Here is a 21901-nt window from a genome sequence, read left to right as displayed (position 1 = left end):
TAATTGAATTAGCAGGACAGTAACCGCATTCTCAGACTAGTGACCAATAATGTCAATAGTCACCACTCAGGGTGACAGACTTCTCAGTATCAGTGAGGAGAGGAGTGCCGCAGCCGCCGGTGCCGTTTCCAGATTGTATTGCAACTGTACCGGACTGATGTAAGGCCGCATGACCAGATATATCGCGTGCGCCGCCTCATCCAGCGGCGTTTTTCGTTCAAACTCGCCCGCCTGCCGCCCTTCAACAATGATTTGTTCAATCAGTGTTCTCAGACGCTCTTCATGAGCCTCTGCCGACGGCCACTTATCCCGCGCCGCCACGGCAGCAATGTCATAAAGCTTGCGATCGTGAAAAAACAAATCACTGCCGGCTTCAGTCAGTGCCCTGAATAAACGCCGCAACTTTTCGGAGGCCGACGGGGCATCTGCAATCGCTGAATTGACAATCGCCATGATCATCGCCAGCCGGTTAGTGCAGATCACCTCGCCAATCGCCTGCTTGGAATCGAAAAATTTATAGATGTAGGATTTTGAAAACCCTATTGATTTAGCCAGTTCTGACACTGTGGTTTTCTCGTAACCAAAATGCCCGAAATGCTCTGTGGCAGCGTCAACGACCTGATCACGCACACTGTGATCTGATGGCCCCCTTGGGGGATGTACATTTATGTGTTTAGTCATTTTTCCAGCTTAGCTCAATGAGCCCTGATTGACAACGAGTGACCATTTGGTAATGTAGTCACACTTCAAAACTGACTCAAGGAATATCAATGTTCCCCCTCCGTACTCTTGCACTGGTGGTGAGCAGCGCCTTACTGGCGGGTTGCGCCGTCGGGCCGGATTATCATCGCCCGGATGCCCCCCTTCCTGAACGCTATCAGGCACAGTCTGCCGTCCAGCAGAGAAGCGCCTCCAGACCCGCCAGTTTTGCCGTCTGGTGGGACGGCTTCGGCGATCCCCTGTTAAGTCAGTACGTTACCGACGCCCTCGCGCAGAATCTCGATCTCGCACAGGCCACCGCCCGCATGGCCCAGTCACGCGCCGGACTGGGCGCGGCCACAGCAGCGCTGTTACCTTCAGGGAACGTCAGCGGGCAAGCGGCACGCGCGTATCAGTCGGCCGAAACCCCGCTGGGTCAGGTTCTCAGCGCAACGCCGGATTATAATCGCTACGGCAATAGCTATGAAACCGATCTCAACGCAAGCTGGGAGATTGACGTATTTGGGGGGCTGCGACGCGGGCGTCAGGCTGCACTGGCTGACTATCAGGCTTCCGAAGCGGGCGTCGCCGCCACCCGTCTTGCCGTCGCGGCTCAGACTGCCGATACCTATATCACCCTGCGCGGATTACAAACCCGGCTGTCCATCGCGGAGAAACAGGTCAGTACGCAGCAGGAGCTGCTGGAAAAGGTACAACTCCTGAATGCTAAAGGACTGGCTCCGGCGTATCAGGTTCGCCAGACCGAAGGGGAACTGGCGCAGGTTCAGGCAACCGTACCGGTTCTCCGTACCGGGCTTGATGCGGCCATGAATGCATTAGATGTCATGCTTGGCACGCCTCCCGGCACCCATCGCAGTCAGTTAGCGTTGCCGGGTGCCATACCGCAGGCTCCGCAGATAGCCTCAACGGGCACACCTGCCGACCTGTTGCGCCGCAGACCCGATATTATCGTGGCGGAGCGCCATCTCGCGGCGTCGAGTGCACGCATCGGCGTGGCCGTCAGTGAGTATTATCCGAAGTTTTCACTCAGTGCCCTGCTCGGCAGCGCAACGGCTGTGTCGGGCGACAACCTGTTCTCCGGCGGTGCCAGCCAGTCGGCAGCCGTGCTGGGACTGCGCTGGCGGCTCTTCGATTTTGGTCGCATCAACGCCCAGATAGATCAGGCGAAAGGCCAGGAAGCCGAAGCGCTCGCGGCCTATCGCCTGTCGGTATTACGCGCCACCGAAGACGTCGAAAATGCTTTCTCTGCTCTGGTCAATCGTGAAACACAGGCAGCCATGCTGACCCGTGGTGAAACCGCCCTGGCCAGCGCCCGCCAGTCATCTTTTATCGCTTACCGGCAGGGAACGGCCAGCCTGATGGACGTCCTGCACAACGATGAAACCCTGTTACAGGCTTCCGACGCCAGGGCGCAGGCGCAGACAGAATCTGCGCGCGCGGCTGTTGCAACGTTCAGGGCGCTCGGCGGAGGCTGGCAGCCACCGGAAACGGCCACACCATAAGATGCCGCAGATCTTCCCTTACTTGTGTCACAGACGTGACGACCTTTTTACCGTTGATAACACGACAGAGCCGTACTGATAACCGGGGGACTGATGAAAAGGATAGGTATTCTGGAGGTAGACGCGTTAACTGAAAAACTGGTACGAGGATTGTTTCTTGCCGCGCCTGATGCAGAGGTATTTCTGGTTTCGGGAAACAACGAACGCGTGCGCAAGCTGGGAAGAGAGTTCCCCTGCTGGACGCTGGACAGTTACCAGGATGTCATCAATGAGACTGATGTCATTATTACCGGCGTGGATCGCCATGCTCTGAATGAAATGGCCAATCAGGTGCAGTTGCGAAGCGCGCAAACGCTGGTTTCACTGGTGCCGGGGCTGCCCTCACAGAGTCTGCGAAAGCTATTCAGACACACTGATTGTGTCAGACTGATGTTTTCCTTCGCCGCTGAAATCAATAAATCGAGCGTGATCCTGACTGGTGCTGATCAAGAGGTTCAGCGTTTATTTTCCCTGCTGGGCCCCCTGACCGTCTTGCCTGACGAGCCGGACTTTGACTTAGCCACGGTCAGTCTTTGTATGAGTCATGGCTTTTATTTTCTGGCGGAAGGCTTAGCGTGCTGGCTGACCGGGAAAGGTATGGCGGATGACACTGCCCGCCAGCTTGTCCTTAACGGTCTGAAAGACTGTGCTGAATATGCGGGTTATCACCCGTCCATCAACCTCGGGGAACTGGGGCAGGATATGTCATCTGCTGCACCCGGTATGTCGCAGGGGGTTGAGGTTCTTGCACGAATGGCGGCGCTTACCCCCTGGCATGTGGCTTCTGATACGGTTTTATCGGAAATTCAGGAAAACCCCGCTGCGCAAATAACCCGCTGAAATGAAATACTCTTTTTTCCAATGTCGAATGACACTCCGAACTCAGAGTGTCGTTTTTGACCGCTAAAATCCTCAGGATTAACCGGCGCATCCGCCTGCGCCAAACAGGCGTCAGTGTCAAAGATATCTTATTAGTGTACGGCTCAGGGGATTTACCGTAGCGTTTAAACGTAAATGCTTTCATCGTCTTATTCTTCATTTATTTTTTCGCATCAAGCTGAAGACTTTTGCGCACCACCTTATCCAGGAATGACGCAGGGGCGAATCTGAGAATAAAATTCAACTGACCAGCCAGCTTTCCCGCCGTATAGCGAATCTTAGGACGTGAAGTCTGAGCCGCTTTAACCACCACGTCAGCCACCACCTCCGGACTTTCCGCCTCAGCCATTGCCTTGCTCACCACTTTCGTCAGCTTAGCCCGGATCTGGTCATACTCCTGAAGCCTGGCATCCGGCTCGATATTATTGGCTTCAAACTGTGTTTTCATGTAAGCAGGTTCGATGACAGAAACTCTGATGCCCTGCGTGCGCAGTTCATGATCCAGTGCACCCGAATACCCTTCCACCGCATGCTTACTGGCCGCATAAAGTGCCACATACGGCAACGGAACGATGCCGAGTATCGAACCGATATTGATGATGCGTCCGCTGCCCTGACGGCGCATATGAGGGATCACTGCCCGGCTCAACCTGACGATGCCCAGAAAGTTGGTGTCGAAAATGTGTTTGGCCTGATCGACAGAACTTTCTTCCGCCGCCGCCGGAGCGACCCCAAAGCCCGCATTGTTCACCAGAACATCGATCTGCCCCTCCAGACGCAGCAACTCCTCAATGGCGGCTCCGACAGAAGCGTCGTCGGTCACATCCAGCGTCAGTAACGGAAACGGATGTTTTCCCGCCTGTGAACCACGCCGGCTCGTGCCATATACAGTAAATCCAGCGGCTAAAAGTTTACAGGCAGACGCTTCGCCAATACCTGAGGACGCACCGGTAACCAGTGCTACACGTTTTTTTGTCATGCTGAATAAGGCCTTCATGATGTGTTTAAAGTTTCTCATCGCTGATGAGAGGACAGGCTGTAAGGGATTTATGTCGGATTTACCGCTGTGCAGAACAGCCGGAAGACCGTTCTGCACAGTGCACCTCATTGATTACTGTGCTTTATATCGTTCAGCGGCTTCATCTTGTTTGATGTCTGAGAGCAGCGCCTGACGTGAAGCATCGAGGGTGTCCCAGCGGGCAGCATTATGTAAAGGCGGGATGGTGACCAGTTCACGGCGGTCAAAGCCCACCAGTGCGGCATCCACTAACTCGCCCACTTCCATGAATTTTGCCGAGTTACTGATGTCGATACCCGCACGGTCCCAGATTTCCGTATAAGTGCCCGCAGGGAGCACCGCCTGGATATAAATGCCTTTAGATGACAGCTCGACATTCATTCCCTGAGACAGGAAAAGCACAAAGGCTTTGGTTGCACCGTAAACCGTCATGGCAAATTCCGGGGCGAGTCCGACGATGGAACTGATGTTGACGATCGATCCCTCACCCGCTTGCACAAAGCGTGGTGCCACGGCACTGGCCAGTCTGGTCAGGGCGGTGACGTTAAGCGCGATAAGGCTTTCTATCGAATCAGGCGTCTGCTCGGTAAAACTGCCGGACTGCGCGATACCTGCGTTATTGATAAGAATGCCAATCCGTGTGTCTTCACGCAGACGGGCTTCGACCGCGGCTAAATCACGCGTTTGCGTGAGGTCGGCAGGCAGAACGTCGACAGAAATGCCATTTTCCTGTCGCAGACGCGCGGCCAGTGTTTCTAACTTCGCTTTGTCGCGCGCGACCAGAACCAGATCGTGGCCCCGGCGGGCAAACCGTTCCGCGTAAACAGCACCAATACCCGTGGATGCGCCTGTGATGAGAACTGAAGCTTTAGTCATAAGTTGATCTTCTTTCTTAATGTGTAAACAAAATCCGCAATGTGCGATGTAGGTAGGGCTTTACTTGCTGGTCTCCGTCAGCGACGGGTAATCGGTATATCCCGCTGCGCCACCGCCATAAAGAGTTTCAGGATTGAGCGAGGCCAGAGGCGCGCCCGTCTTCAGCCTTTCAACCAGATCCGGGTTGGAGATGAACGGACGACCGAACGCGAACAGATCGGCTTTGCCTTGCGCAAGCTGAGCGGACGCCAGTTCCAGGTCATAGCCATTGTTACCGATGTAGGTGTTTTTAAAACGGCGGCGCAGGGAGTCGTAATCGAACGGTGATACATCACGCGGGCCGCCCGTCGCGCCTTCAACCACATGGAGATACACGATGCCCAATGCATCGAGTTGTTCAGCGAGGTAATCATATTGTGGCTGCGGATCACTGCATGAAATCGCATTAGCAGGTGACACCGGTGAAATGCGTACGCCAGTGCGTTCTGCGCCGATCTCATCTTTTACGGCCGCCGTGACTTCCAGCAGCAGGCGCGCACGATTCCCGACAGAGCCGCCGTACTCATCGGTACGCTGGTTTGCGCCGTCTTTCAGGAACTGTTCCAGCAGATATCCATTCGCGCCGTGGATCTCCACGCCGTCAAATCCGGCGGCAATGGCATTGGCCGATGCCTTTCTGAAATCGTCGATAATCCCCGGTATTTCCTGCAACGCCAGCGCACGTGGTTCAGAGACATCAGCAAAACCGTTGTTCACAAAGGTCTTGGTCTCAGCACGGATGGCGGACGGCGCAACCGGCGCAGCGCCACCGGGCTGTAATCGACATGCGAAATTCGTCCCACGTGCCATAACTGTACAAATATGCGCCCGCCTTTGGCATGCACGGCGTCAGTCACTTTGCGCCAGCCATCGATCTGAGCTTGTGTATAGATCCCCGGTGTATCCTGATAACCCTGCGCCTGTGCGGAGATCTGCGTCGCTTCGGTAATCAGCAATCCTGCGGTGGCACGCTGGGCGTAGTAGGTCGCCGCCAGTTCGCCCGGCACCAGCCCCGCTCCGGCCCGGTTACGTGTCAGCGGTGCCATCACGATGTGGTTGGCCAGTGTTATTGAGCCAAGATCATAGGGTTGAAATAGTGGTCGGTTGGTCATGTTTATTCGCCTGCTAAGTGGTGGGTCAAAGGTCAATATAATGATGATGATCATAATCTATAAAGTCAACCGGTTTGATTATGGTCATCATCAATGTATACTTAAACCCTATTTTTGAGAGGGGCAGGAAAGCATGAAAGTGTCAAAAGAGCAGGTTCGGGAAAACCGGATGCGCATTGTAGAAACGGCCTCAGAACTTTTTCGTGAGCGCGGTTACGATGGCGTGGGCGTGGCGGAACTGATGTCTGCGGCAGGCTTAACCCACGGCGGATTCTACAAACACTTTGGTTCCAAGGCTGATCTGATGTCGGAGGCGATGAGCTGCGGTTTCAGGCGATCCGCAGAAAGCACGGCAGGTGTAGACCGGGAAAAATTTATTGAATACTACCTCTCCCGACAACATCGGGCTGATATGGGAAAGGGGTGCGTGATGTCGGCACTGGGCGCCGATACAGCCCGTCAGTCTGCGTCAATCAAGGCGGCATTTGCCGCCGGAATTGAACGTCAGCTGGCAGTTTTAGGAAACGAAAAAGAGGTGGAAGGCAGCACGCGTGCCGACCTGATTGACACGATTGCCCATCTTGTCGGTGCGCTGGTGTTATCCCGCGCCTGCCCTGATGATTCGTCTCTTGCGGATGAGATTCTGGAGGTTTGCCGCAGCCGGATTTTGAGCACCGGGATGTCTGGTGATTCATGAGCCTGAACTGAAACCTATTTACCGTGGCTTATGCGAAATGTCACCCGCTGGGGATGGTTTACTGACACTAAATATTCAACCGGTTGATTCAAGCGGTCAGTAATCACCCCCCGATACACCAGAGCAGGACTATGGGGTTGTGCATTTAATAACGTCTGTTCTTCTTCATTCATTAGGGTCACGCGGAGCGTGCCTTCGTCTGAAACGCCTAAAACACCGTAGTTTTCTGCCAGAAGACGATACAGCGAACCGCTCTGCTCAAGCATCTCAGCGGTCAGGTTCGGAATAATCGCCCTTGGCAGGTAGCTGGTTTCCAGACAAAAAGGCTCACCGTCAGCGAGACGCAGGCGTTTAATCATCACCAAAGGGTCGCCAGCCTGAATTTTTAGTAATGCGGCAATACGCGGGCTGGCTTGGGCCTCCTGAAAATAAATCAACCGGCTGCCCGCTACCGCACCATTTAACTCCGTGATTTTGCTGATGCCGTGCTCGATTGTCTGCGTCAGTGGCCGCTGTATCGTGGTCTCAGTCAGCCATGTCCCCTGGTTTCCCCGCCTTTCCAGCATTCCGCAGCTCACAAGCTCATCTGTAATTTTTCGTAATGTCATCCTGCTGATACCCAACAGGCCCGACAGATCACGTTCTGCCGGAATTTGATCGCCTTCGTTGAATTCCGTGTTTAACAAATTCAGCAGCACCTGCCTGGCCGCCAGATAGGCTTTCCGCGGGCGGCGTTTACTTTCACTTAACTCAGTCATGGTCTGTTTTATAGCCCAATAAAATTAAAAAACAGGAGTTATTCTAGCCAATGAGTCGTTGATCTGTCACCGGAAATATCCTTCACAGAACGGTAATCACCGATAAAAAAACAGACCATAACATCATAACTTATTATTATACCTGATTAAAATCATTAAATTGATTGCGTATTCTTACCTGCTGGCGTATATCTTTCATGGTACATTTTACGGTATATTTAACGGGAGTGAATGATGAAAAAAACGCTTGCCCTATTTTCCCTTGGCCTTGCGATGATCGGGCTTTCCGGTCACGCATCAGCGCAGCAACAAATCCGGTTTGGTACTGACGCGACATTTCCGCCCTTTGAGTTTAAAGCTGCCGATGGCAGCCTGCAGGGGTTTGATATTGATCTGGGTAATGCGATTTGCGCTCAGCTCAAGGCGAAATGTATTTGGGTTGAAAACGGATTTGATGGTCTGATCCCCGCGCTTCAGGCGCGTAAATTCGATGCCATTATTTCTTCGTTGTCGATTACAGATGAGCGTAAAAAAGCGATCAACTTCTCCGATAAATTATTCAACACACCGGCGTATCTGGTGGCTTCAAAAGACAGCGGCCTCAAACCTCTGGCCGAATCTCTGCGTGGTAAGCGTGTGGGCGTGCAGCAAGGCTCAGTGTTCGAAGCCTACGCGAAGAAACACTGGCAATCACAAGGCGTCGAACTGGTTTCCTATCCCGCAGCAGAGGCAGTTTACGCCGATTTAGTCGTCGGCCGTCTGGACGCGACGCTGGACGATGCGACGGTGGTGACCACCGCGTTACTGGACAAACCCCAGGGAAAGAATTTCAGCCTGATTGAACCACAGGTAAAAGATGATGCCATTTTTGGCCCGGGTACCGGTATTGGCATTTCGAAGCAAAATAGCGAACTGCTGGAACAACTCAACGGGGCGATTAAGGCGATACGCAATGACGGTACTTATGACCGGCTGGCTAAAAAATATTTCAATTTCAATGTGTACGGTGACTGATTTATGAATACTTCAGCAATTATCTCCTCTCTTATCGAACAGCGCTTCCTCCCGCAGGGGGGACTGAGCCAGGTGTTTCTTGTGGCCTGCGGCGGGTCGCTGGTGGATATGTATCCGGCAAATTATTTTCTTAACAGTGAGTCGACGGCTTTACACAGTTACATGATGACCGCAAACGAGTTTGTTCATGCCGCGCCAAAGACATTAGGCCCTCAATCCCTGACGATTGTTTGCTCACATGGCGGGAATACCACAGAGTCTGTCGCGGCGGCCAAACTGGCCCAAAGCCGGGGCAGCGTTACGGTGACACTGACGCACAATGAAAATGCAGACCTTATCGGCTTTTCTGACAGAAATTTGCTTTATGCCTGGGGAGATGACAGCCAGGTGATTAATAACCCGATGGCAATCATTTTGAGTCTTTGCGTCGAAGCCTTGCAACAGACCGGGGGTTATGCCGGATATGCCGATTTCCAGGCAGGCATGGCGCAAATTGATGGGATTATCTTCCGGGCCAGACAGCAGGTTCAGGCGCGCTGCGCCGCCTTTGCTGAGCGCTACAGCCGGGAATCACTTTTCTACATTCTGTCCAGCGGGGCTTCCTACGGACATGCTTATGGTTTTGCCATATGTTCATTAATGGAGATGCAGTGGCTGAATGCGGCATCAATTCATAGTGGCGAATTCTTCCATGGTCCGTTTGAAGTGACAGATATGAATACCCCCTGGATCCTGATGATGAACGAAGGCCGCACCAGGGCACTTGATGAAAGAGTGCGCGATTTCCTTCGGCAGTACGGAAATAAGGTGGAAATTGTGGATGCAAAAGAGCTGGGGCTTGGCGTCATACCCGCCAGCGTGGTGGAGTATTTTAACCCCGTCCTCTTCTACAGTGTGATGTGCGAATATCGCGCGGCATTAGCGAAGATACGTCAACATCCGCTGGAAACACGACGATACATGGGACAGGTCGCTTATTAGGAGATGACAACATGAGAGTACTTGGCCTGGGCGATAACGTGATTGACCGGTATACCCATACAGGTATCGGTTATCCGGGAGGAAACGCGCTTAACTTCAGTGTGTACGCCCGCTTATTATCCGCAAATGCGGCGTATCTGGGCGTTTTCGGCGACGACAGCGCGGCAGAACATATTCGCCGCGTCCTGGCAGCAAGGGAGATTGATACCTCTCATTGCCGGGTCGTACCGGGTGAAAATGGTTATGCCAGTCTGACCGTTGATCAGGGGGAGCGACGGTTTATTGACTCCAACGCCGGGGGGATCCGGCAGACGACGTCGATGGATTTTGTGTTAACCGATATGCCCTGGCTAGGTCAGTTTTCGCTGATACATACCAGCGCTTATAGCTATGTTGATGCGCTATTGCCCGAATTAAGTATGCTACCCGGCAGCTTATCCTATGATTTTTCTGATGATTTTGATGCCGGAAAGATAGGCCCGTTATGTCGTCAGTTAGACTACGGGTTTTTCTCATGCGCTGAACGCAGCATGGAAGAAACCCGCGAGATACTGGAAACGGCATGGCATGCGGGATGTCGCCTGCCTGTTGCAACGCGCGGGTCTGAGGGGGCGTTACTGTTCAATGGCAGTATCTGGATCAGTCAGCCATCGGAAAATATCACGCCGGCAGACACGCTTGGGGCAGGAGATGCTTTTATCACGGCTTTTTTGCTGGCGCATGTTAAAGGCGATACGCTGTCCCAAAGCTTGCGTCAGGGCGCCCTTTTCGCAGCAGAGATTTGTTTAACTGACGGCGCTTTTGGTGAGGGCATCCCCTACTGATCGTCTCAGGTTAACACCGGATCCGCGCGGCGGCAGAAAAGTGGCTGTATTCAGATGCCCCGGCAGATGCCCGTAACTGAGTGTCATTATCCGTCACGGGCAGCGCCGGGCAAGCGGAACTACCACATCAAATCATCCGGCACTTTGAAATCAGCATACGGATCTTCTTCATCCTGCTCTTCCTGACTCAGCGCGCTGTTTAATACAATACTGTTGGCATCGCGCTGGGCAATTTTATCCGCAACGCTTGCGGGAATAATGGCATATTGCGTCTCGCCGCTGTGATCAGCAACCAGACGCGCGATGGCAAGACGACCACTAATCAGCTGAGACTGGGTGGTCTTATCCACCACCATTTTTTTAATCAGATTATTATCGGTGAAGTTAAAATCAATATTGCCTGTTGAAATGACGATCTTGTTCATTTCAATCAGTTGCTTCACCTGCGCTTTATATTCTTTAGATAAGGCAGCTTGTTTTTGTTGTTCGCTCAGTTGCTTATCACGCTCCATCTGCGCTTTTTTATTTTCTTCCACCGCCTCTCTGGCCTCGCGCGCCTGAACGCGTGATTTTTTCGCCGTTCTCTGCACTTTGTCCATTTTTTTGCTGGTGACTAATCCTGCTTTCAGCAGTTGCTCTTGTAAGGAGAGTTTTGTCATTTTCGTTTCTAAATCCGTTGAATAATTTGCGCGATTATAACCGTAATTCCTGAGGCGATACAGGCTACAGAGCCTTTTCCACTTGCGTGCGGAATCGGGAGCGTCTTTAAGCGGCTGCCAGGTCTGCTGTATTTATCGCTACAGTTATTACGGAAACTGCCGATAACCTTTCAGTTTCATGCCCGCATCAGTTCCTTTTATGTTGTACCGAACAGGAGAACAAAATGGATGTTTCGCAAATTGCATCGCTGGCGACCGGCCTTAATAGTCTGGATACCAGCACTCAGGTCAACAATATCCTGCTGAAAAAGTCGCTGGATAGTCAGCAGACGGCAGTGACCAGCATGATTGACGCGATCCCCGCGTTACCTGCTAATCCGGCAATCGGTCGGAATATCAATACCACCGCCTGACAGAGACAAAAAAGCCCGCGTGAGTAAACTCAGCGGGCTTTTTGTTTTTTATGACCGCTTACCCTTTAGCGAAATTCGCCTGAATACGCTGTTGCAGATAAGCTTCCGCGCTGATGGCCGGATACTTCGCCTGCGGCCCCAGAATTTCGACGTCTTTGTTAGCCTGACAGAAAAACGCCAGGCTATAGCGCGCGCCCTGATATTCGCCGGGCAGCGGACTTCTCACCCGATGGAAATTGGAGGGCAACTGATCGTCGCTCCAGCGCATCAGCATGTCGCCGATATTACAGGTGATCACGTCTTCGCGCGGTTCGATACTGGTCCACTGCTGGCTTTCGCGATCCTTGCCCGGACAAACCTGCAAGCCGCCCTGACCGGGACGCTGGAACAGCAGCGTCAGACAGTCAAAATCCGTGTGCGCACCGGCACGCCACATCCCTTGTTCCGATTGTTCAGTGGCATAGTAGTGCAACATACGCAGCGTACTCTGATAGGTTTGCTGATCAGGATTGTGTGCCTGCTCGAAAAAGTGTTCGGGGAAACCCAGTCTGAGCGCAAAACAGGAAAGCAATTTCATGCCCAGTTGCCAGCATTGCGATTCAAAACTCAGCATGGTGTCTTTAAAGGCTGGCAGTTCCTGTTCGCCCGGCCACAGCGACTCCATCAGCGGACGGGTGATCTGGTAGGACTCTTTCTGATCCGGCGTTCGGGTCGACGGACGTACCTGAGACTTATTTTCCCAACCGGCGTTACGCGCCAGCGGATACTGCGCTTTGACTTCGTCGGGCAGCGAGAAGAAATCTTCTGTCATGCTGAATGCCTGACGGATATCGGCCAGCGCAATGCCGTGATTGCTCACCTGAAAGAAGCCGATTTCCACCGCTGCACGCCAGAGTTCGTCGGCGATCTCACTTTTACGGTTTTCGAAATCTGAAAGATCGATGCAACGCACTTCGCGGGTAAATGTCTCTTCGCCCATCGCGCCCATTCCCGCTTCTTTCTCCAGTTCCTGTAATGCATAGCCTTGTGTTTGAGCTGATGATGTGTGAGTGGATTGTGTCATTTTTTTATCCTTCAGAATCAATTAGGTTGGCCCGCAGCGCGCTGTTGCAGGGTACGAACGGCAGACATTGCCTCATGGCGCATGGCGTCCAGATCGAGACCGGGAATGACGTCGTTTTCGACGATGACGCGGCCATTGACCATCAGCGCCTTCAGTGAGGCGCGGCCGCCGCAGGCCACCGGACCGATTGCCATGTCGTGCAGGCCGAAGTAACGCGGGTCGTCCAGCCGGTAAATGGCGATATCCGCCAGCATGCCCACCTGCACGGTGCCACTCTGTTGCAGGCCGAGGATCTGCGCCCCGCCCGCGCTGCCCCAGCGCACCACGTCTTCGATGGATGCCGCATCGCCGCCGCCCTCAAAGGTGCCGCCGTCATAGCGCGGCTTCGCCAGCATGCCTTTTCGGGCGCGCTGCAACAGCCAGGCGGCATGCGCTTCACTTTGCATATCCGCGGCTTCGTTGGATGCCGCGCCGTCAACACCCAGCGAAACCGGTACGCCAGCCTGTTCCAGCGCCAGCAAATCAGCGATGCCGCTGCCCAGACGCCCGTTACTTTGCGGGCAGTGCGCGATACCGGTACGGGTTTGCCCCAGCATCGCAATCTCCTGCGGCAGTAACTTAACCAGATGCGCAAACCACACGTCGTCCCCCAGCCAGTCGTGTTCCGCACAAAACTGCACCGGCGTCATGTCGAATTTAGCGCGCGCCGCATCGAGATAATCCACGGTTTCTGACAAATGGCTGTGCAGCCGGATACCTAAACTGCGCGCCAGTTTCGCCATTTCACGCAACTGCGCACCGGGCGCCGAATGCAGCAGCGTCGTCGGTGCCATCACCACACGACGCAGAGACGCCGGTTTTGGATCGTGATAGCGGCCAACCAGCCGTTCCATGTCCGCCATATAGTGGTCGAAATTTTCCGGTCGCAGCGCCTGCGGTAAATCCTGCTCAATCGCCCGCCCCTGCGTTGCGCCGCCCCGGCACAACACAATGCGCATACCCAGCGCCTCCCCTTCACTGAACAGGATTTCCGAGGTATCGAACGGCATATCCGGCCAGTAAAGATAATTGTGATCCGCCACGGTGGCGCAGCCGGAACGCAGCAGTTCGGTCAGGCCGATACGCACCGCGAGGCGAAAGGTGGATTCATCAAACGTGGCGCGAAAGCGGTAAGGCGTCGCGCTTAGCCATGCAGTGAGACTTTTGTTCAATCCCTGCGGTTCGCCTTTGAGCAATGACTGAAACAGATGATGATGCGTATTGACCCAGGCCGGATAGACCACACAATCGCGGGCATCAATCAGGCGCTCGCCGGGCAACGCCGTCAGGGGGCCGATCGCCTCGATGACGCCATTACGCACACGGATATCCGGCCCGGCGTGACGCGCGGCTTCTCCCGGCAGACCGGTGAGGATGGCGTGCGCATTTTTAATCAGTAAAGAGTCAGATGACATCGCAACACTCCTCAGGGTTTAACCTGCATGTGCTCAACAAATTCGGTGGTATACGCCTGCTTCCAGTCGGTATCCGCGTTTAGCAGTTTGGCGTTCACCATGAAATCACGGGTTTTCTGCCAGCGGGCTTCGGTCATGGTGCCCCAGCCCTGCGTCGCTGCGTCGCCGCCATCAATCAGGTGGTGCGCTTTGATTTGCTCAACACCCCAGGCCAGCAGGTCGTCGGTCATCTTCGGGTTATCCTTTTTGATCAGCGCATTACCCGGCGCGGGATTTTGCAGATAACTCACCCAGCCTTCCATCGACGCCTTTACGAACTTCGCCATCGCGTCTTTACGGCTGCTGATAAGTTCCGGGCGGGTGATCAGAATGCCACCGTAAGGCGGATAGCCGTGCTCCGAGAACAGGAAGAAATTGGATTTCACGCCAGCCTTCTGCGCCTGAAACACTTCAGAGCTGACATACGCCTGTTGCGCCACGTTCCCGTCGGCGACGAAAGGCTGAATGTTGAAGGTATACGGACGAACCTGAGAATCACTGAGCTGATAACGCGCCTTAAGCCACGGCCACCAGGTCGATTGCCCGGAGCTGGACACCAGAATGGTTTTGTCTTTCAGGCCGTCGAGCGACGTCACGGACGCATGCGTCAGTAAACCCTGCGGGTCGAACTGGAAAGGGGCGGCGATAGCTTTGGCCTGAAAACCACGCTGCACGGATTCAAGCAACTGGAGGTCATAACCGATGATCACATCCGCGCGTTTTGACAACAGTAACTGCATGCCGTTGATCTGCGGGCCGCCGGACTGAATACTGACATCCAGCCCGTAACGTTTGTAAATGCCCGTCGCCAGCGCCTGATAATAGCCGCCCTGTTCAGCCTGCGCGTACCAGGAAGTCAGCAGCGCGATTTTCTCATCGGCCTGCGCCGACAGTGAGAAAGCACCAGCAATCAGCGTGCTCAGCACGCAGCAAGACAGGGGAATGCGGGAAATTGACTTCATTGCTCCTCTCCTAATCATCGCCGGAGGGAGGATAAGCAAACGCGGCTCAGCCCCCCTGACCGGCTCAAAATGAACCGCGAAATGGTTGCTGAGCAATGTCCCGCGCAGTTGCCTGCACTGACCGCTTCTACTCACGTTTAACTATACAAAAACGATGCCAACTTCGCAGACGCGCTTTCCCTGCGCCTTGTCGGGATAAACAGACATCACACCCTGCAACCTTTGATTCATCACAGAGCGCCAGGCACCAAATCAGTGCAAATCAGCGCCGGTCGCGCCCCGGCGTCTGGATCTGGCTGAATAACATCTCCAGTTGTTTGAGCATCATCGAAGCGGCCAGAGAAAGTTGTCGTGAAGGGGCGACGCACAGGGAGAGCGTGAAGGTTTTTAACTGCGGATCGGTCAGCGGAATAAACTGCAGTTCGTCGCTTTTCACCTCATCCATGATATCGAGCCAGCACAGAATGCCGATGCCCATTTTCTCCTTAATCAGCGAGCGGATCATGTGGATGTTATTCGATACCGCGACCTCATGAATCATGTCGCCGTTGATATTCATCAGCGCCTGCACCGGCTCGGCCAGCATCAGCGGCGCGGCGGGCAGGATAAACGGATATTCCATGCACTGATTAAAACGCACGCCGCTTCTGCCCCCGAGCGGGTGCCCTTTCGGCACAACAACACCCAAATCGATTTCGGCAAAAGCCCGCACCTGCAACTCGCGGGAGCTTTGCGGATTCAGCATCAGTCCGAAATCAGCATCGCCCGACATCAGCGCCTGCTGGATGTCCACGTTGTTCATGGTGGTCAGTGTGAATGAAATGTTCGGATACTCGAGATGCACCTTTTTGAGCATCGACGAGAAAAACTGCCGGTTGATGGCATCAATGGTGGCAATGCGCACGTGTCCGCGCCGTAACCCGCGCAGATCGTCGAGCTGTTCGCAGACACGCGAGAAATCCTTTTTCCAGTTATTGGCAGCATGCAGTAACAGCTCGCCCGCCGCCGTCAGCCGCAGCCCGGTGGGATGTCGCTCAAACAGCGGCATGGCTAATTCTTTTTCAACCCGCAATATCTGCCGGTCAATTGACGATGCGGCAACGTGCAGGGTTTCCGACGCCTTACGGAACGATCCCTGGCGGGCGACCTCAGTGAAGTACAGCAGAAACCGGGAGAATGCGAACATAATGAGTGCTCTCTTTTATGCAACGGGATGTGCGAATCAAAGCGCTGGACGCAACAGTTTTATAACAATAACGTAGCTTTCATTGCAACGGGAACAATCGTTTCACCGCTCATCAGGCCGGCTCCGCGCAGTAATGCGCGTTAAGACAGCGGGTTATGCGGCAAACGGACCGACTCCCCTTTTTATGAATGTTTCACCCGAGTCAATACGGTAAATGACGATGAAAGATGCCGGATTAATCCCTGTTACAATTAAAACCGCCAATATCAACGGTGTCGGGAATATTTCCCTGCAGCTGGTTGCGCAGCAAGTAAGTTTATTACCGGCTTATTTACCGGGAGCACACATTGACGTTTTTATTCCCGAACTCGGCCCGCGCCAGTATTCTTTGTGCAGTGAAAACAGCAGCGGTGAATATTATGAAATTTGCGTCAAACTGGCGGAAAACTCCACCGGCGGCTCGCACTTCATTCATCATCATTTCCGCCCCGGCGATAACCTGATGATCTCGGCACCGCGCAATCATTTTCCGCTGCCACAGGCCGGGCGATATTTACTGTTTGCCGGGGGGATCGGCATCACGCCGTTGCTGGCGATGGCGGAACACCTGGCTGAGCAACAGATTGAATTTGAACTGCATTACTCTGTTTCAGACAGGGAGCACATTGCGTTTCTGCCGCGTTTAACCGCGCCTGCCTTAGCGAAACACGTCTTTTTTCATGACAGCAGCGCAAACGATTCCCTGCGCCATAACACGCCACTGAGTTTGTTGCAGCCGGATGAAAATACGCGGGTGCTGGCCTGCGGCCCGGACGGATTTATTCAGCGGCTTAAAGACATTATGCAGACCCATCACTGGCAGGAAAATCAATTATCTTTCGAACGGTTCAGTAATGCGAATCTGAATAATGAAACCGACAGTCAGGCATTTCATATTCAGCTTAACTCCACCGGACAACGTTATTTAGTCGGCCCGCACCAGACGATTGCTGAAATCTTATTAAGTGCCAGAGTCGATATTATGCTGTCGTGCGAACAGGGTATTTGCGGCTCCTGTATTACTGACGTGATCGACGGTATTCCCGATCACCGCGACTGCGTGCTGACTGAAGAAGAGAAAGCGGAGAACACGCAGATAACGCTGTGCTGTTCGCGATCCAAAAGTCCCGTTCTGGTCCTCGACCTGTAATGTCCACGCGGAGCCTGACGATGAACATTCCCACCCCCGCTGCAACACTTAATGGCATTGCTAACGTTCGCCTCCCCGCGTGGTTGCTGCCCGACGGATGGCCTTTGCAGGCAGGCGAACCGGTGACGGCAGATGTGCGTTTTGATGCAGGCAAAATTGCGTCCGTGACGCCTTATCAGCCAGAACAAGATGATTTGTGGAACGCACACGGCGCACTGGCGTTACCGGGGCTGGTTGAACCCCATGCGCATCTCGATAAAACCTTCACCCTTGCCCGCAGCCGCCCGTCAAAACCCGGTCTGCTGGCGGCCATTGAAACCCTGCATCAGGACCGTCAGCACTGGACGGCGGCTGACATTCGCCAGCGTGCCGGCAAGGCACTGAGCTGGGCAGCGGCGAACGGCGTGACCCGTTTGCGCACTCACATTGACTGGTTTGACGTGGAGCCACCGCAGGCCTGGCTTGAGCTGAGCGGGATGGCGCAACCGGGTGTCACGCTGGAGCGGGTGGCGCTGGCACCGCTGAGCTTTTTCGCCGATGCCGAAGCGGCTGACCGCATCGCCCGCGCGGTGGCACAAAACGGAAAAGACTGCCTGCTGGGCGGATTTATCCACTCCTCAAACTGGGATCCGGCGGCGATGACCCACCTGATGCACAGCGCCGCACGCTGGAAACTGAATCTGGATTTGCATATCGACGAGGAGCTTTCGCCGGTGGCACACGGCCTGAGCTGGCTGGCGGATTACCTGTCGGAGAGCACATTCAGCGGCCATATCTGTTGCAGCCACGGCTGTGCGCTGGCTTCCGGCAGTGAACAACAGGCGCAGGAGATTTTGAGTGTGCTGGCGGCGCAGCGCGTCACGCTGATTGCGCTGCCGATGACCAACCTGCTGTTGCAGGACGCCGTCACAGGTCGCACGCCGCGCCAGCGCGGTATCACCCTGCTGAAAGAAGCACAGGCGGCGGGTATTCCGATGCTGCTTGGCTGCGATAACGTACAGGACGCCTTTTGTCCGGCGGGCAGTTATGACCCGCTGGATACGCTGAGCTGCGCCCTGTTCGCGCTTCAGCTTGAAAACGTTTTTGATCAGCAGTCACGGCTTATTTGCGATGTCGGCGCACTGACCGGTGAGGCTCAGAACGCCCTGCCACTTGCGCCCGGCAGCGACGCCACGCTGGTTCTCTTTCCGGGCAGCGACAGCCTGACCTGGCCTTTACACAGCGCGGCCCGTCTGGTTATTCACCACGGCAGGCTGACGCACCAACGTACCTGGAATCAGGAGTTATCCCATGAGTCTTGAAGCGGGAGCGGGAAAACCGCTCGCCAAATATGCCGCGTGGCGTCGTGCCGGTGATTTCGTTTTTCTCTCCGGCATTATTCCCGTTAACCCGCAGACGGCGACCATCGTGCGCGGTTTTCAGGATATCCCCGCCGAAGCACGCCTGCTCCTGGGCGAAACCGGCGAATTCTCCACTGACGCCAAACAGGGGCCGGTTCTGGCGCAAAGCTGGTATGTGCTCGAAAGCATCCGCCACACCATTGAAGACGCAGGCGGGCAAATGAGCGATGTGATCAAGCTGGTGCAGTATTTTCGCAATCTCGATCACTTCCCGTATTACAGCCGGGTCAGAAAACTCTTTTATCCCGGGCAGCCGCCGGTTTCCACCGTGGTGCAGGTCAGCGAAATGCTGCCAGATGCCGGGGTGCTGATTGAGGTGGAAGCCACCGCCTGGTTACCCCAGTCCCGCTAACCCTAAAATGTCCGACCACGAGGCACAGCATGATTAACGGTTATATTCCCGCAGCGCGTTTTCTCCCTTTTCTGAGCTGGACGGCCATTGCCGCCCTGCCCGACAAAGCCAACACCGTGATCGTCTTACCGACCGGTGCGATTGAGCAGCACGGGCCGCATCTGCCGTGTTCGGTTGACAGCGTAATCTCCTCCGGCGTGGCGGGTCATGCGCTGGCGCGGCTGCCGGAAGCTATTCCTGCTTACGCTATTCCGCCCATCACCTACGGCAAATCTGACGAACATTTAAATTTCCCCGGCACGCTGACCTTAACCGGCGACACGCTGTTGCAGACGGTTTTAGAAATTGCCGAATCGCTGTATCGCGCCGGATTCCGCAAGCTGCTGATGATTAACGGTCACGGCGGACAACCGCAGGTGCTGCAAATGGCTTCGCGGGAAATGCGCCTGCGTCACGGCGACATGATCATGATCCCTCACGACGTGTTCCGCGTGCCCAACGTGGAAAATCAGTTCCTGAGCGCGCAGGAGCAGAAAATGGCGATGCATGCCGGTCACAGCGAAACCGCTGTAATGCTGGCGCTGGCACCGGAATGTGTTCACATCGAACATGCCGTCGCCAATTATCCGCCGGAATTCCCGTGCCCGACGCTGTCATCGGGACGCCCTGCCGCTGCCTGGGCTTCCTATGATTTTGGCCCGAGCGGCGTCATTGGCGACCCGACCGGCGCAACCGCTGAACAGGGCCACGCGATCCTCGATTCGCTGGCGGCGAGCTGGGCGCAGGCGATCACCGAAATCCATCACATGCAATGGAAAGCCCGCAGCGAGCCAACCTGGGGAAAACACCACTGGAACGGCTTTGTGCAAACCAGCTTCACTCCTCCTTCGTCTTCTCTGGCCTCTGAATAAAGGAATTCTCAAGATGAAAACACAGCGTCCCTTCACTTACAGCCTGCTGGCCGTGCTGCTGGCCGGGGTTTCTGCCACCAGCATGGCGGAAGAGAAATTTACCTTCCTGACCAACTGGTACGCGCAGGCGGAGCACGGCGGTTTTTACCAGGCGCAGGCCAAAGGGCTGTACAAAACCGCCGGTCTGGATGTCAGCATCAAAATGGGCGGCCCGCAGGTCAACGTGATGCAACTGATGGCCGCCGGACAGGCTGACTGTACGCTCGGCGACAACGGTCAGGCGCTGGAAACCTGGCAGGCAGGCGTGCATGCGGTGACCGTCGCGACGGTATTCCAGCATTCGCCGACGGTGTTTATCAGCCACGACAAAGTGGAGAAAGGTCAGGAACTGAAAGACAAAACCTTCCTGCTGGCCACCGAGGCATATACCTCTTTCTGGCCGTGGGCGAAGAGTGAACTGGGGCTGGGGAGTGCCAAAATCCGTCCGTACACCTTCAGCGTGCAGCCGTTCCTGGCAGACAATAATCTGGTGCAACAGGGTTATGTCACCTCCGAACCTTTCTCGATCGAAAAAGGCGGCAAACCGTTCTACGTCTACATGCTCAGCGACTGGGGTTACCCGCCGTACGGCAACTCGATTATCTGCATGGCGGATACTGTTAAAAAACGCCCGGCAGCAGTGGCCGCTTTCGTGAAAGCGTCGATGCAGGGCTGGAAGGAATACTTGCAGGATCCGGCCGCGGGCAACCAGCTTATCACTCAGGCCAACCCGCGTATGGGGGCAGACCAGATTGCCTTCGGCATCGCACAGATGAAGAAGTATGAGCTGGTGACCGGCGGCGACGCACAAACCGGCGGTATCGGCATCATCACTGAACCGCGTCTGAAAAAGACCTGGGACATGCTGGTGAAAAACAAGCTGATCGACGCGGATAAAGTGCCGTTTGAGCAGACTTATACCCTCGACATGATCAAAGACGCGAAGGTTATGCCATGAATTCAGCCCCCAAACTGACCGTGATGAGCGATGTCCGCTCAGCCAATCCGCCGCCCGTGCCTGCCATCGAAGTGCTGTCGGCGGAGAAAATTTACAGCAACGGCACCCGCGCCCTTTTGCCGGTCAATCTGACCATCAATCAGGGTGAATTCGTCACCCTGCTCGGCCCGTCGGGCTGTGGCAAAAGTACGCTGTTAAAAATGGTCGCCGGGCTGACGGAACCCAGCGACGGCAAACTGGTGCTGTGGCGGCGCGACAGCCGTGAAAAAGCGCAGGTGCCGCTGTCATTCGTGTTTCAGGAAGCCACGCTGATGCCGTGGAGCAACGTGCAGAACAACGTGCGTTTGCCGCTGGATCTGGCGGGCGTGCCGCGAGCCGAAGCCAATACCCGCGTCAGTGAAGCACTGGAACTGGTGGGGCTGGGGAAATTTGCCAAAGTCCTGCCGCGCGAACTGTCAGGCGGCATGCAGATGCGCGTCTCCATTGCCCGCGGGCTGGTGACGCGTCCGAAACTGCTGCTGATGGATGAACCTTTTGGTGCGCTGGATGAAATCACCCGCAACAAGCTCGACAGCGATCTGCTGCGCCTGTGGCGGGAACAGGGGCTGACGGTGGTGTTCGTCACGCATTCGATTCACGAAGCGGTATTTCTGTCGCAGCGGGTGATCATGATGGCCGCCCGTCCGGGGCGGGTAGTGGAAGATATCGCCTTAACGAACCCTTCCCGCGCAACGACGATTTCCGCGTCAGTCCGGCATTTTCACGCTATGCGAAGCAGTTGCAGGACAGCCTGCTGCAAGCCAGCCCAATCGGGTAT

Annotated in this window: 21 protein-coding genes and 2 pseudogenes; 13 read left to right on the top strand and 10 right to left on the bottom strand. The window is 54.9% G+C overall.

The window, feature by feature from the left end:
• Positions 1-66: 66 nt before the first annotated feature.
• Positions 67-681 (bottom strand): TetR/AcrR family transcriptional regulator, encoded by a 615-nt coding sequence (locus UC14_RS20935; RefSeq protein ID WP_013575227.1) that lies wholly within the window; start codon positions 679-681, stop codon positions 67-69.
• An 89-nt stretch (positions 682-770) separates the two neighbouring features.
• Between UC14_RS20935 and UC14_RS20930 the strand changes: the two genes are divergently transcribed.
• Both UC14_RS20930 and UC14_RS20925 read left to right on the top strand, forming a co-directional pair.
• Positions 771-2222, top strand: a complete 1452-nt coding sequence (locus UC14_RS20930) for an efflux transporter outer membrane subunit (RefSeq protein WP_112198366.1) — start codon at positions 771-773, stop codon at positions 2220-2222.
• Between the two features lie 93 nt (positions 2223-2315).
• The gene (locus tag UC14_RS20925; RefSeq protein ID WP_112198365.1) at positions 2316-3101 is read left to right on the top strand and encodes an NAD(P)-binding domain-containing protein; all 786 of its coding nucleotides are present in this window, start codon (positions 2316-2318) and stop codon (positions 3099-3101) included.
• A 199-nt stretch (positions 3102-3300) separates the two neighbouring features.
• Here UC14_RS20925 and UC14_RS20920 read toward each other — a convergent pair whose 3' ends face one another.
• The 3 genes and pseudogenes from UC14_RS20920 to UC14_RS20910 form a co-directional block, all read right to left on the bottom strand.
• Entirely contained in the window at positions 3301-4119 is an 819-nt protein-coding gene (locus UC14_RS20920) for an oxidoreductase (RefSeq protein ID WP_112198367.1), read from the bottom strand.
• A gap of 132 nt (positions 4120-4251) precedes the next feature.
• Positions 4252-5034: an SDR family oxidoreductase gene (locus UC14_RS20915; RefSeq protein ID WP_015689778.1), complete on the bottom strand. Its 783-nt coding sequence runs from the start codon at positions 5032-5034 to the stop codon at positions 4252-4254.
• A 60-nt stretch (positions 5035-5094) separates the two neighbouring features.
• Positions 5095-6185 (bottom strand): annotated as a pseudogene (locus UC14_RS20910) (alkene reductase).
• Between the two features lie 133 nt (positions 6186-6318).
• Here UC14_RS20910 and UC14_RS20905 point away from each other — a divergent pair.
• Complete coding sequence (locus tag UC14_RS20905; protein WP_112198364.1) at positions 6319-6882, top strand: TetR/AcrR family transcriptional regulator; 564 nt, start codon at positions 6319-6321, stop codon at positions 6880-6882.
• 14 nt (positions 6883-6896) lie between these two features.
• On the opposite strand, the gene UC14_RS20900 is transcribed toward UC14_RS20905, so the two are convergent.
• Positions 6897-7640: a GntR family transcriptional regulator gene (locus UC14_RS20900; protein WP_112198363.1), complete on the bottom strand. Its 744-nt coding sequence runs from the start codon at positions 7638-7640 to the stop codon at positions 6897-6899.
• A 234-nt stretch (positions 7641-7874) separates the two neighbouring features.
• Between UC14_RS20900 and UC14_RS20895 the strand changes: the two genes are divergently transcribed.
• The 3 genes from UC14_RS20895 to UC14_RS20885 are packed head-to-tail and all read left to right on the top strand — an operon-like array spanning position 7875 to position 10459.
• Positions 7875-8654, top strand: coding sequence for an ABC transporter substrate-binding protein (locus UC14_RS20895; RefSeq protein ID WP_112198362.1), 780 nt, complete (start codon positions 7875-7877; stop codon positions 8652-8654).
• Positions 8655-8657: 3 nt separating this feature from the next.
• Positions 8658-9635, top strand: a complete 978-nt coding sequence (locus UC14_RS20890) for an SIS domain-containing protein (protein WP_112198361.1) — start codon at positions 8658-8660, stop codon at positions 9633-9635.
• Positions 9636-9646: 11 nt separating this feature from the next.
• Positions 9647-10459 (top strand): PfkB family carbohydrate kinase, encoded by an 813-nt coding sequence (locus tag UC14_RS20885; RefSeq protein ID WP_013575217.1) that lies wholly within the window; start codon positions 9647-9649, stop codon positions 10457-10459.
• Positions 10460-10578: 119 nt separating this feature from the next.
• On the opposite strand, the gene UC14_RS20880 is transcribed toward UC14_RS20885, so the two are convergent.
• On the bottom strand, positions 10579-11118 hold the full coding sequence (locus tag UC14_RS20880; RefSeq protein ID WP_013575216.1) for a DUF2058 domain-containing protein: 540 nt from the start codon (positions 11116-11118) through the stop codon (positions 10579-10581).
• Between the two features lie 224 nt (positions 11119-11342).
• On the opposite strand from UC14_RS20880, the gene UC14_RS20875 reads away from it, so the two are divergent.
• Positions 11343-11531, top strand: coding sequence for a YjfB family protein (locus UC14_RS20875; RefSeq protein WP_013575215.1), 189 nt, complete (start codon positions 11343-11345; stop codon positions 11529-11531).
• Between the two features lie 58 nt (positions 11532-11589).
• Here the strand turns inward: UC14_RS20875 and UC14_RS20870 are convergent, their stop codons facing one another.
• The 4 genes from UC14_RS20870 to UC14_RS20855 form a co-directional block, all read right to left on the bottom strand.
• Entirely contained in the window at positions 11590-12594 is a 1005-nt protein-coding gene (locus UC14_RS20870) for an isopenicillin N synthase family oxygenase (protein ID WP_112198360.1), read from the bottom strand.
• Between the two features lie 17 nt (positions 12595-12611).
• Positions 12612-14048, bottom strand: coding sequence for an amidohydrolase family protein (locus UC14_RS20865; RefSeq protein ID WP_013575213.1), 1437 nt, complete (start codon positions 14046-14048; stop codon positions 12612-12614).
• Between the two features lie 11 nt (positions 14049-14059).
• Entirely contained in the window at positions 14060-15049 is a 990-nt protein-coding gene (locus UC14_RS20860) for an ABC transporter substrate-binding protein (protein WP_013575212.1), read from the bottom strand.
• A 262-nt stretch (positions 15050-15311) separates the two neighbouring features.
• Positions 15312-16235 carry a LysR family transcriptional regulator gene (locus UC14_RS20855; RefSeq protein WP_013575211.1) on the bottom strand — a complete coding sequence of 308 codons (924 nt, stop codon included), beginning with the start codon at positions 16233-16235 and terminating at the stop codon, positions 15312-15314.
• Positions 16236-16449: 214 nt separating this feature from the next.
• Between UC14_RS20855 and UC14_RS20850 the strand changes: the two genes are divergently transcribed.
• The 6 genes and pseudogenes from UC14_RS20850 to UC14_RS20825 all read left to right on the top strand — a co-directional run.
• Positions 16450-17424, top strand: coding sequence for a PDR/VanB family oxidoreductase (locus UC14_RS20850; RefSeq protein WP_112198359.1), 975 nt, complete (start codon positions 16450-16452; stop codon positions 17422-17424).
• A gap of 20 nt (positions 17425-17444) precedes the next feature.
• Positions 17445-18725, top strand: a complete 1281-nt coding sequence (locus UC14_RS20845; RefSeq protein WP_112198358.1) for a cytosine deaminase — start codon at positions 17445-17447, stop codon at positions 18723-18725.
• The gene (locus UC14_RS20840) at positions 18715-19176 is read left to right on the top strand and encodes a RidA family protein (protein WP_013575208.1); all 462 of its coding nucleotides are present in this window, start codon (positions 18715-18717) and stop codon (positions 19174-19176) included. The genes UC14_RS20845 and UC14_RS20840 overlap by 11 nt, the downstream gene beginning before the upstream one ends.
• Before the next feature lie 29 nt (positions 19177-19205).
• Positions 19206-20087 (top strand): creatininase family protein, encoded by an 882-nt coding sequence (locus UC14_RS20835; protein WP_112151848.1) that lies wholly within the window; start codon positions 19206-19208, stop codon positions 20085-20087.
• 13 nt (positions 20088-20100) lie between these two features.
• A complete protein-coding gene (locus UC14_RS20830; RefSeq protein ID WP_112151847.1) occupies positions 20101-21084 on the top strand; it encodes an ABC transporter substrate-binding protein in 984 nt (327 codons plus the stop codon).
• Positions 21081-21901: pseudogene (locus UC14_RS20825) on the top strand (ABC transporter ATP-binding protein); the annotation flags it as partial. The gene UC14_RS20830 and the pseudogene UC14_RS20825, both read left to right, overlap by 4 nt.

The sequence above is a fragment of the Rahnella sp. NRRL B-41462 genome (assembly GCF_003263525.1).
Lineage (GTDB): Bacteria > Pseudomonadota > Gammaproteobacteria > Enterobacterales > Enterobacteriaceae > Rahnella > Rahnella aceris.
This window is presented reverse-complemented; position numbering and strand designations above follow the sequence as displayed.

Coding starts and splice junctions, on each gene's coding strand:
- UC14_RS20935 (WP_013575227.1), bottom strand. CDS start 681: ATGACTAAACACATAAATGTACATCCCCCAAGGGGGCCATCAGATCAC.
- UC14_RS20930 (WP_112198366.1), top strand. CDS start 771: ATGTTCCCCCTCCGTACTCTTGCACTGGTGGTGAGCAGCGCCTTACTG.
- UC14_RS20925 (WP_112198365.1), top strand. CDS start 2,316: ATGAAAAGGATAGGTATTCTGGAGGTAGACGCGTTAACTGAAAAACTG.
- UC14_RS20920 (WP_112198367.1), bottom strand. CDS start 4,119: ATGACAAAAAAACGTGTAGCACTGGTTACCGGTGCGTCCTCAGGTATT.
- UC14_RS20915 (WP_015689778.1), bottom strand. CDS start 5,034: ATGACTAAAGCTTCAGTTCTCATCACAGGCGCATCCACGGGTATTGGT.
- UC14_RS20905 (WP_112198364.1), top strand. CDS start 6,319: ATGAAAGTGTCAAAAGAGCAGGTTCGGGAAAACCGGATGCGCATTGTA.
- UC14_RS20900 (WP_112198363.1), bottom strand. CDS start 7,640: ATGACTGAGTTAAGTGAAAGTAAACGCCGCCCGCGGAAAGCCTATCTG.
- UC14_RS20895 (WP_112198362.1), top strand. CDS start 7,875: ATGAAAAAAACGCTTGCCCTATTTTCCCTTGGCCTTGCGATGATCGGG.
- UC14_RS20890 (WP_112198361.1), top strand. CDS start 8,658: ATGAATACTTCAGCAATTATCTCCTCTCTTATCGAACAGCGCTTCCTC.
- UC14_RS20885 (WP_013575217.1), top strand. CDS start 9,647: ATGAGAGTACTTGGCCTGGGCGATAACGTGATTGACCGGTATACCCAT.
- UC14_RS20880 (WP_013575216.1), bottom strand. CDS start 11,118: ATGACAAAACTCTCCTTACAAGAGCAACTGCTGAAAGCAGGATTAGTC.
- UC14_RS20875 (WP_013575215.1), top strand. CDS start 11,343: ATGGATGTTTCGCAAATTGCATCGCTGGCGACCGGCCTTAATAGTCTG.
- UC14_RS20870 (WP_112198360.1), bottom strand. CDS start 12,594: ATGACACAATCCACTCACACATCATCAGCTCAAACACAAGGCTATGCA.
- UC14_RS20865 (WP_013575213.1), bottom strand. CDS start 14,048: ATGTCATCTGACTCTTTACTGATTAAAAATGCGCACGCCATCCTCACC.
- UC14_RS20860 (WP_013575212.1), bottom strand. CDS start 15,049: ATGAAGTCAATTTCCCGCATTCCCCTGTCTTGCTGCGTGCTGAGCACG.
- UC14_RS20855 (WP_013575211.1), bottom strand. CDS start 16,235: ATGTTCGCATTCTCCCGGTTTCTGCTGTACTTCACTGAGGTCGCCCGC.
- UC14_RS20850 (WP_112198359.1), top strand. CDS start 16,450: ATGACGATGAAAGATGCCGGATTAATCCCTGTTACAATTAAAACCGCC.
- UC14_RS20845 (WP_112198358.1), top strand. CDS start 17,445: ATGAACATTCCCACCCCCGCTGCAACACTTAATGGCATTGCTAACGTT.
- UC14_RS20840 (WP_013575208.1), top strand. CDS start 18,715: ATGAGTCTTGAAGCGGGAGCGGGAAAACCGCTCGCCAAATATGCCGCG.
- UC14_RS20835 (WP_112151848.1), top strand. CDS start 19,206: ATGATTAACGGTTATATTCCCGCAGCGCGTTTTCTCCCTTTTCTGAGC.
- UC14_RS20830 (WP_112151847.1), top strand. CDS start 20,101: ATGAAAACACAGCGTCCCTTCACTTACAGCCTGCTGGCCGTGCTGCTG.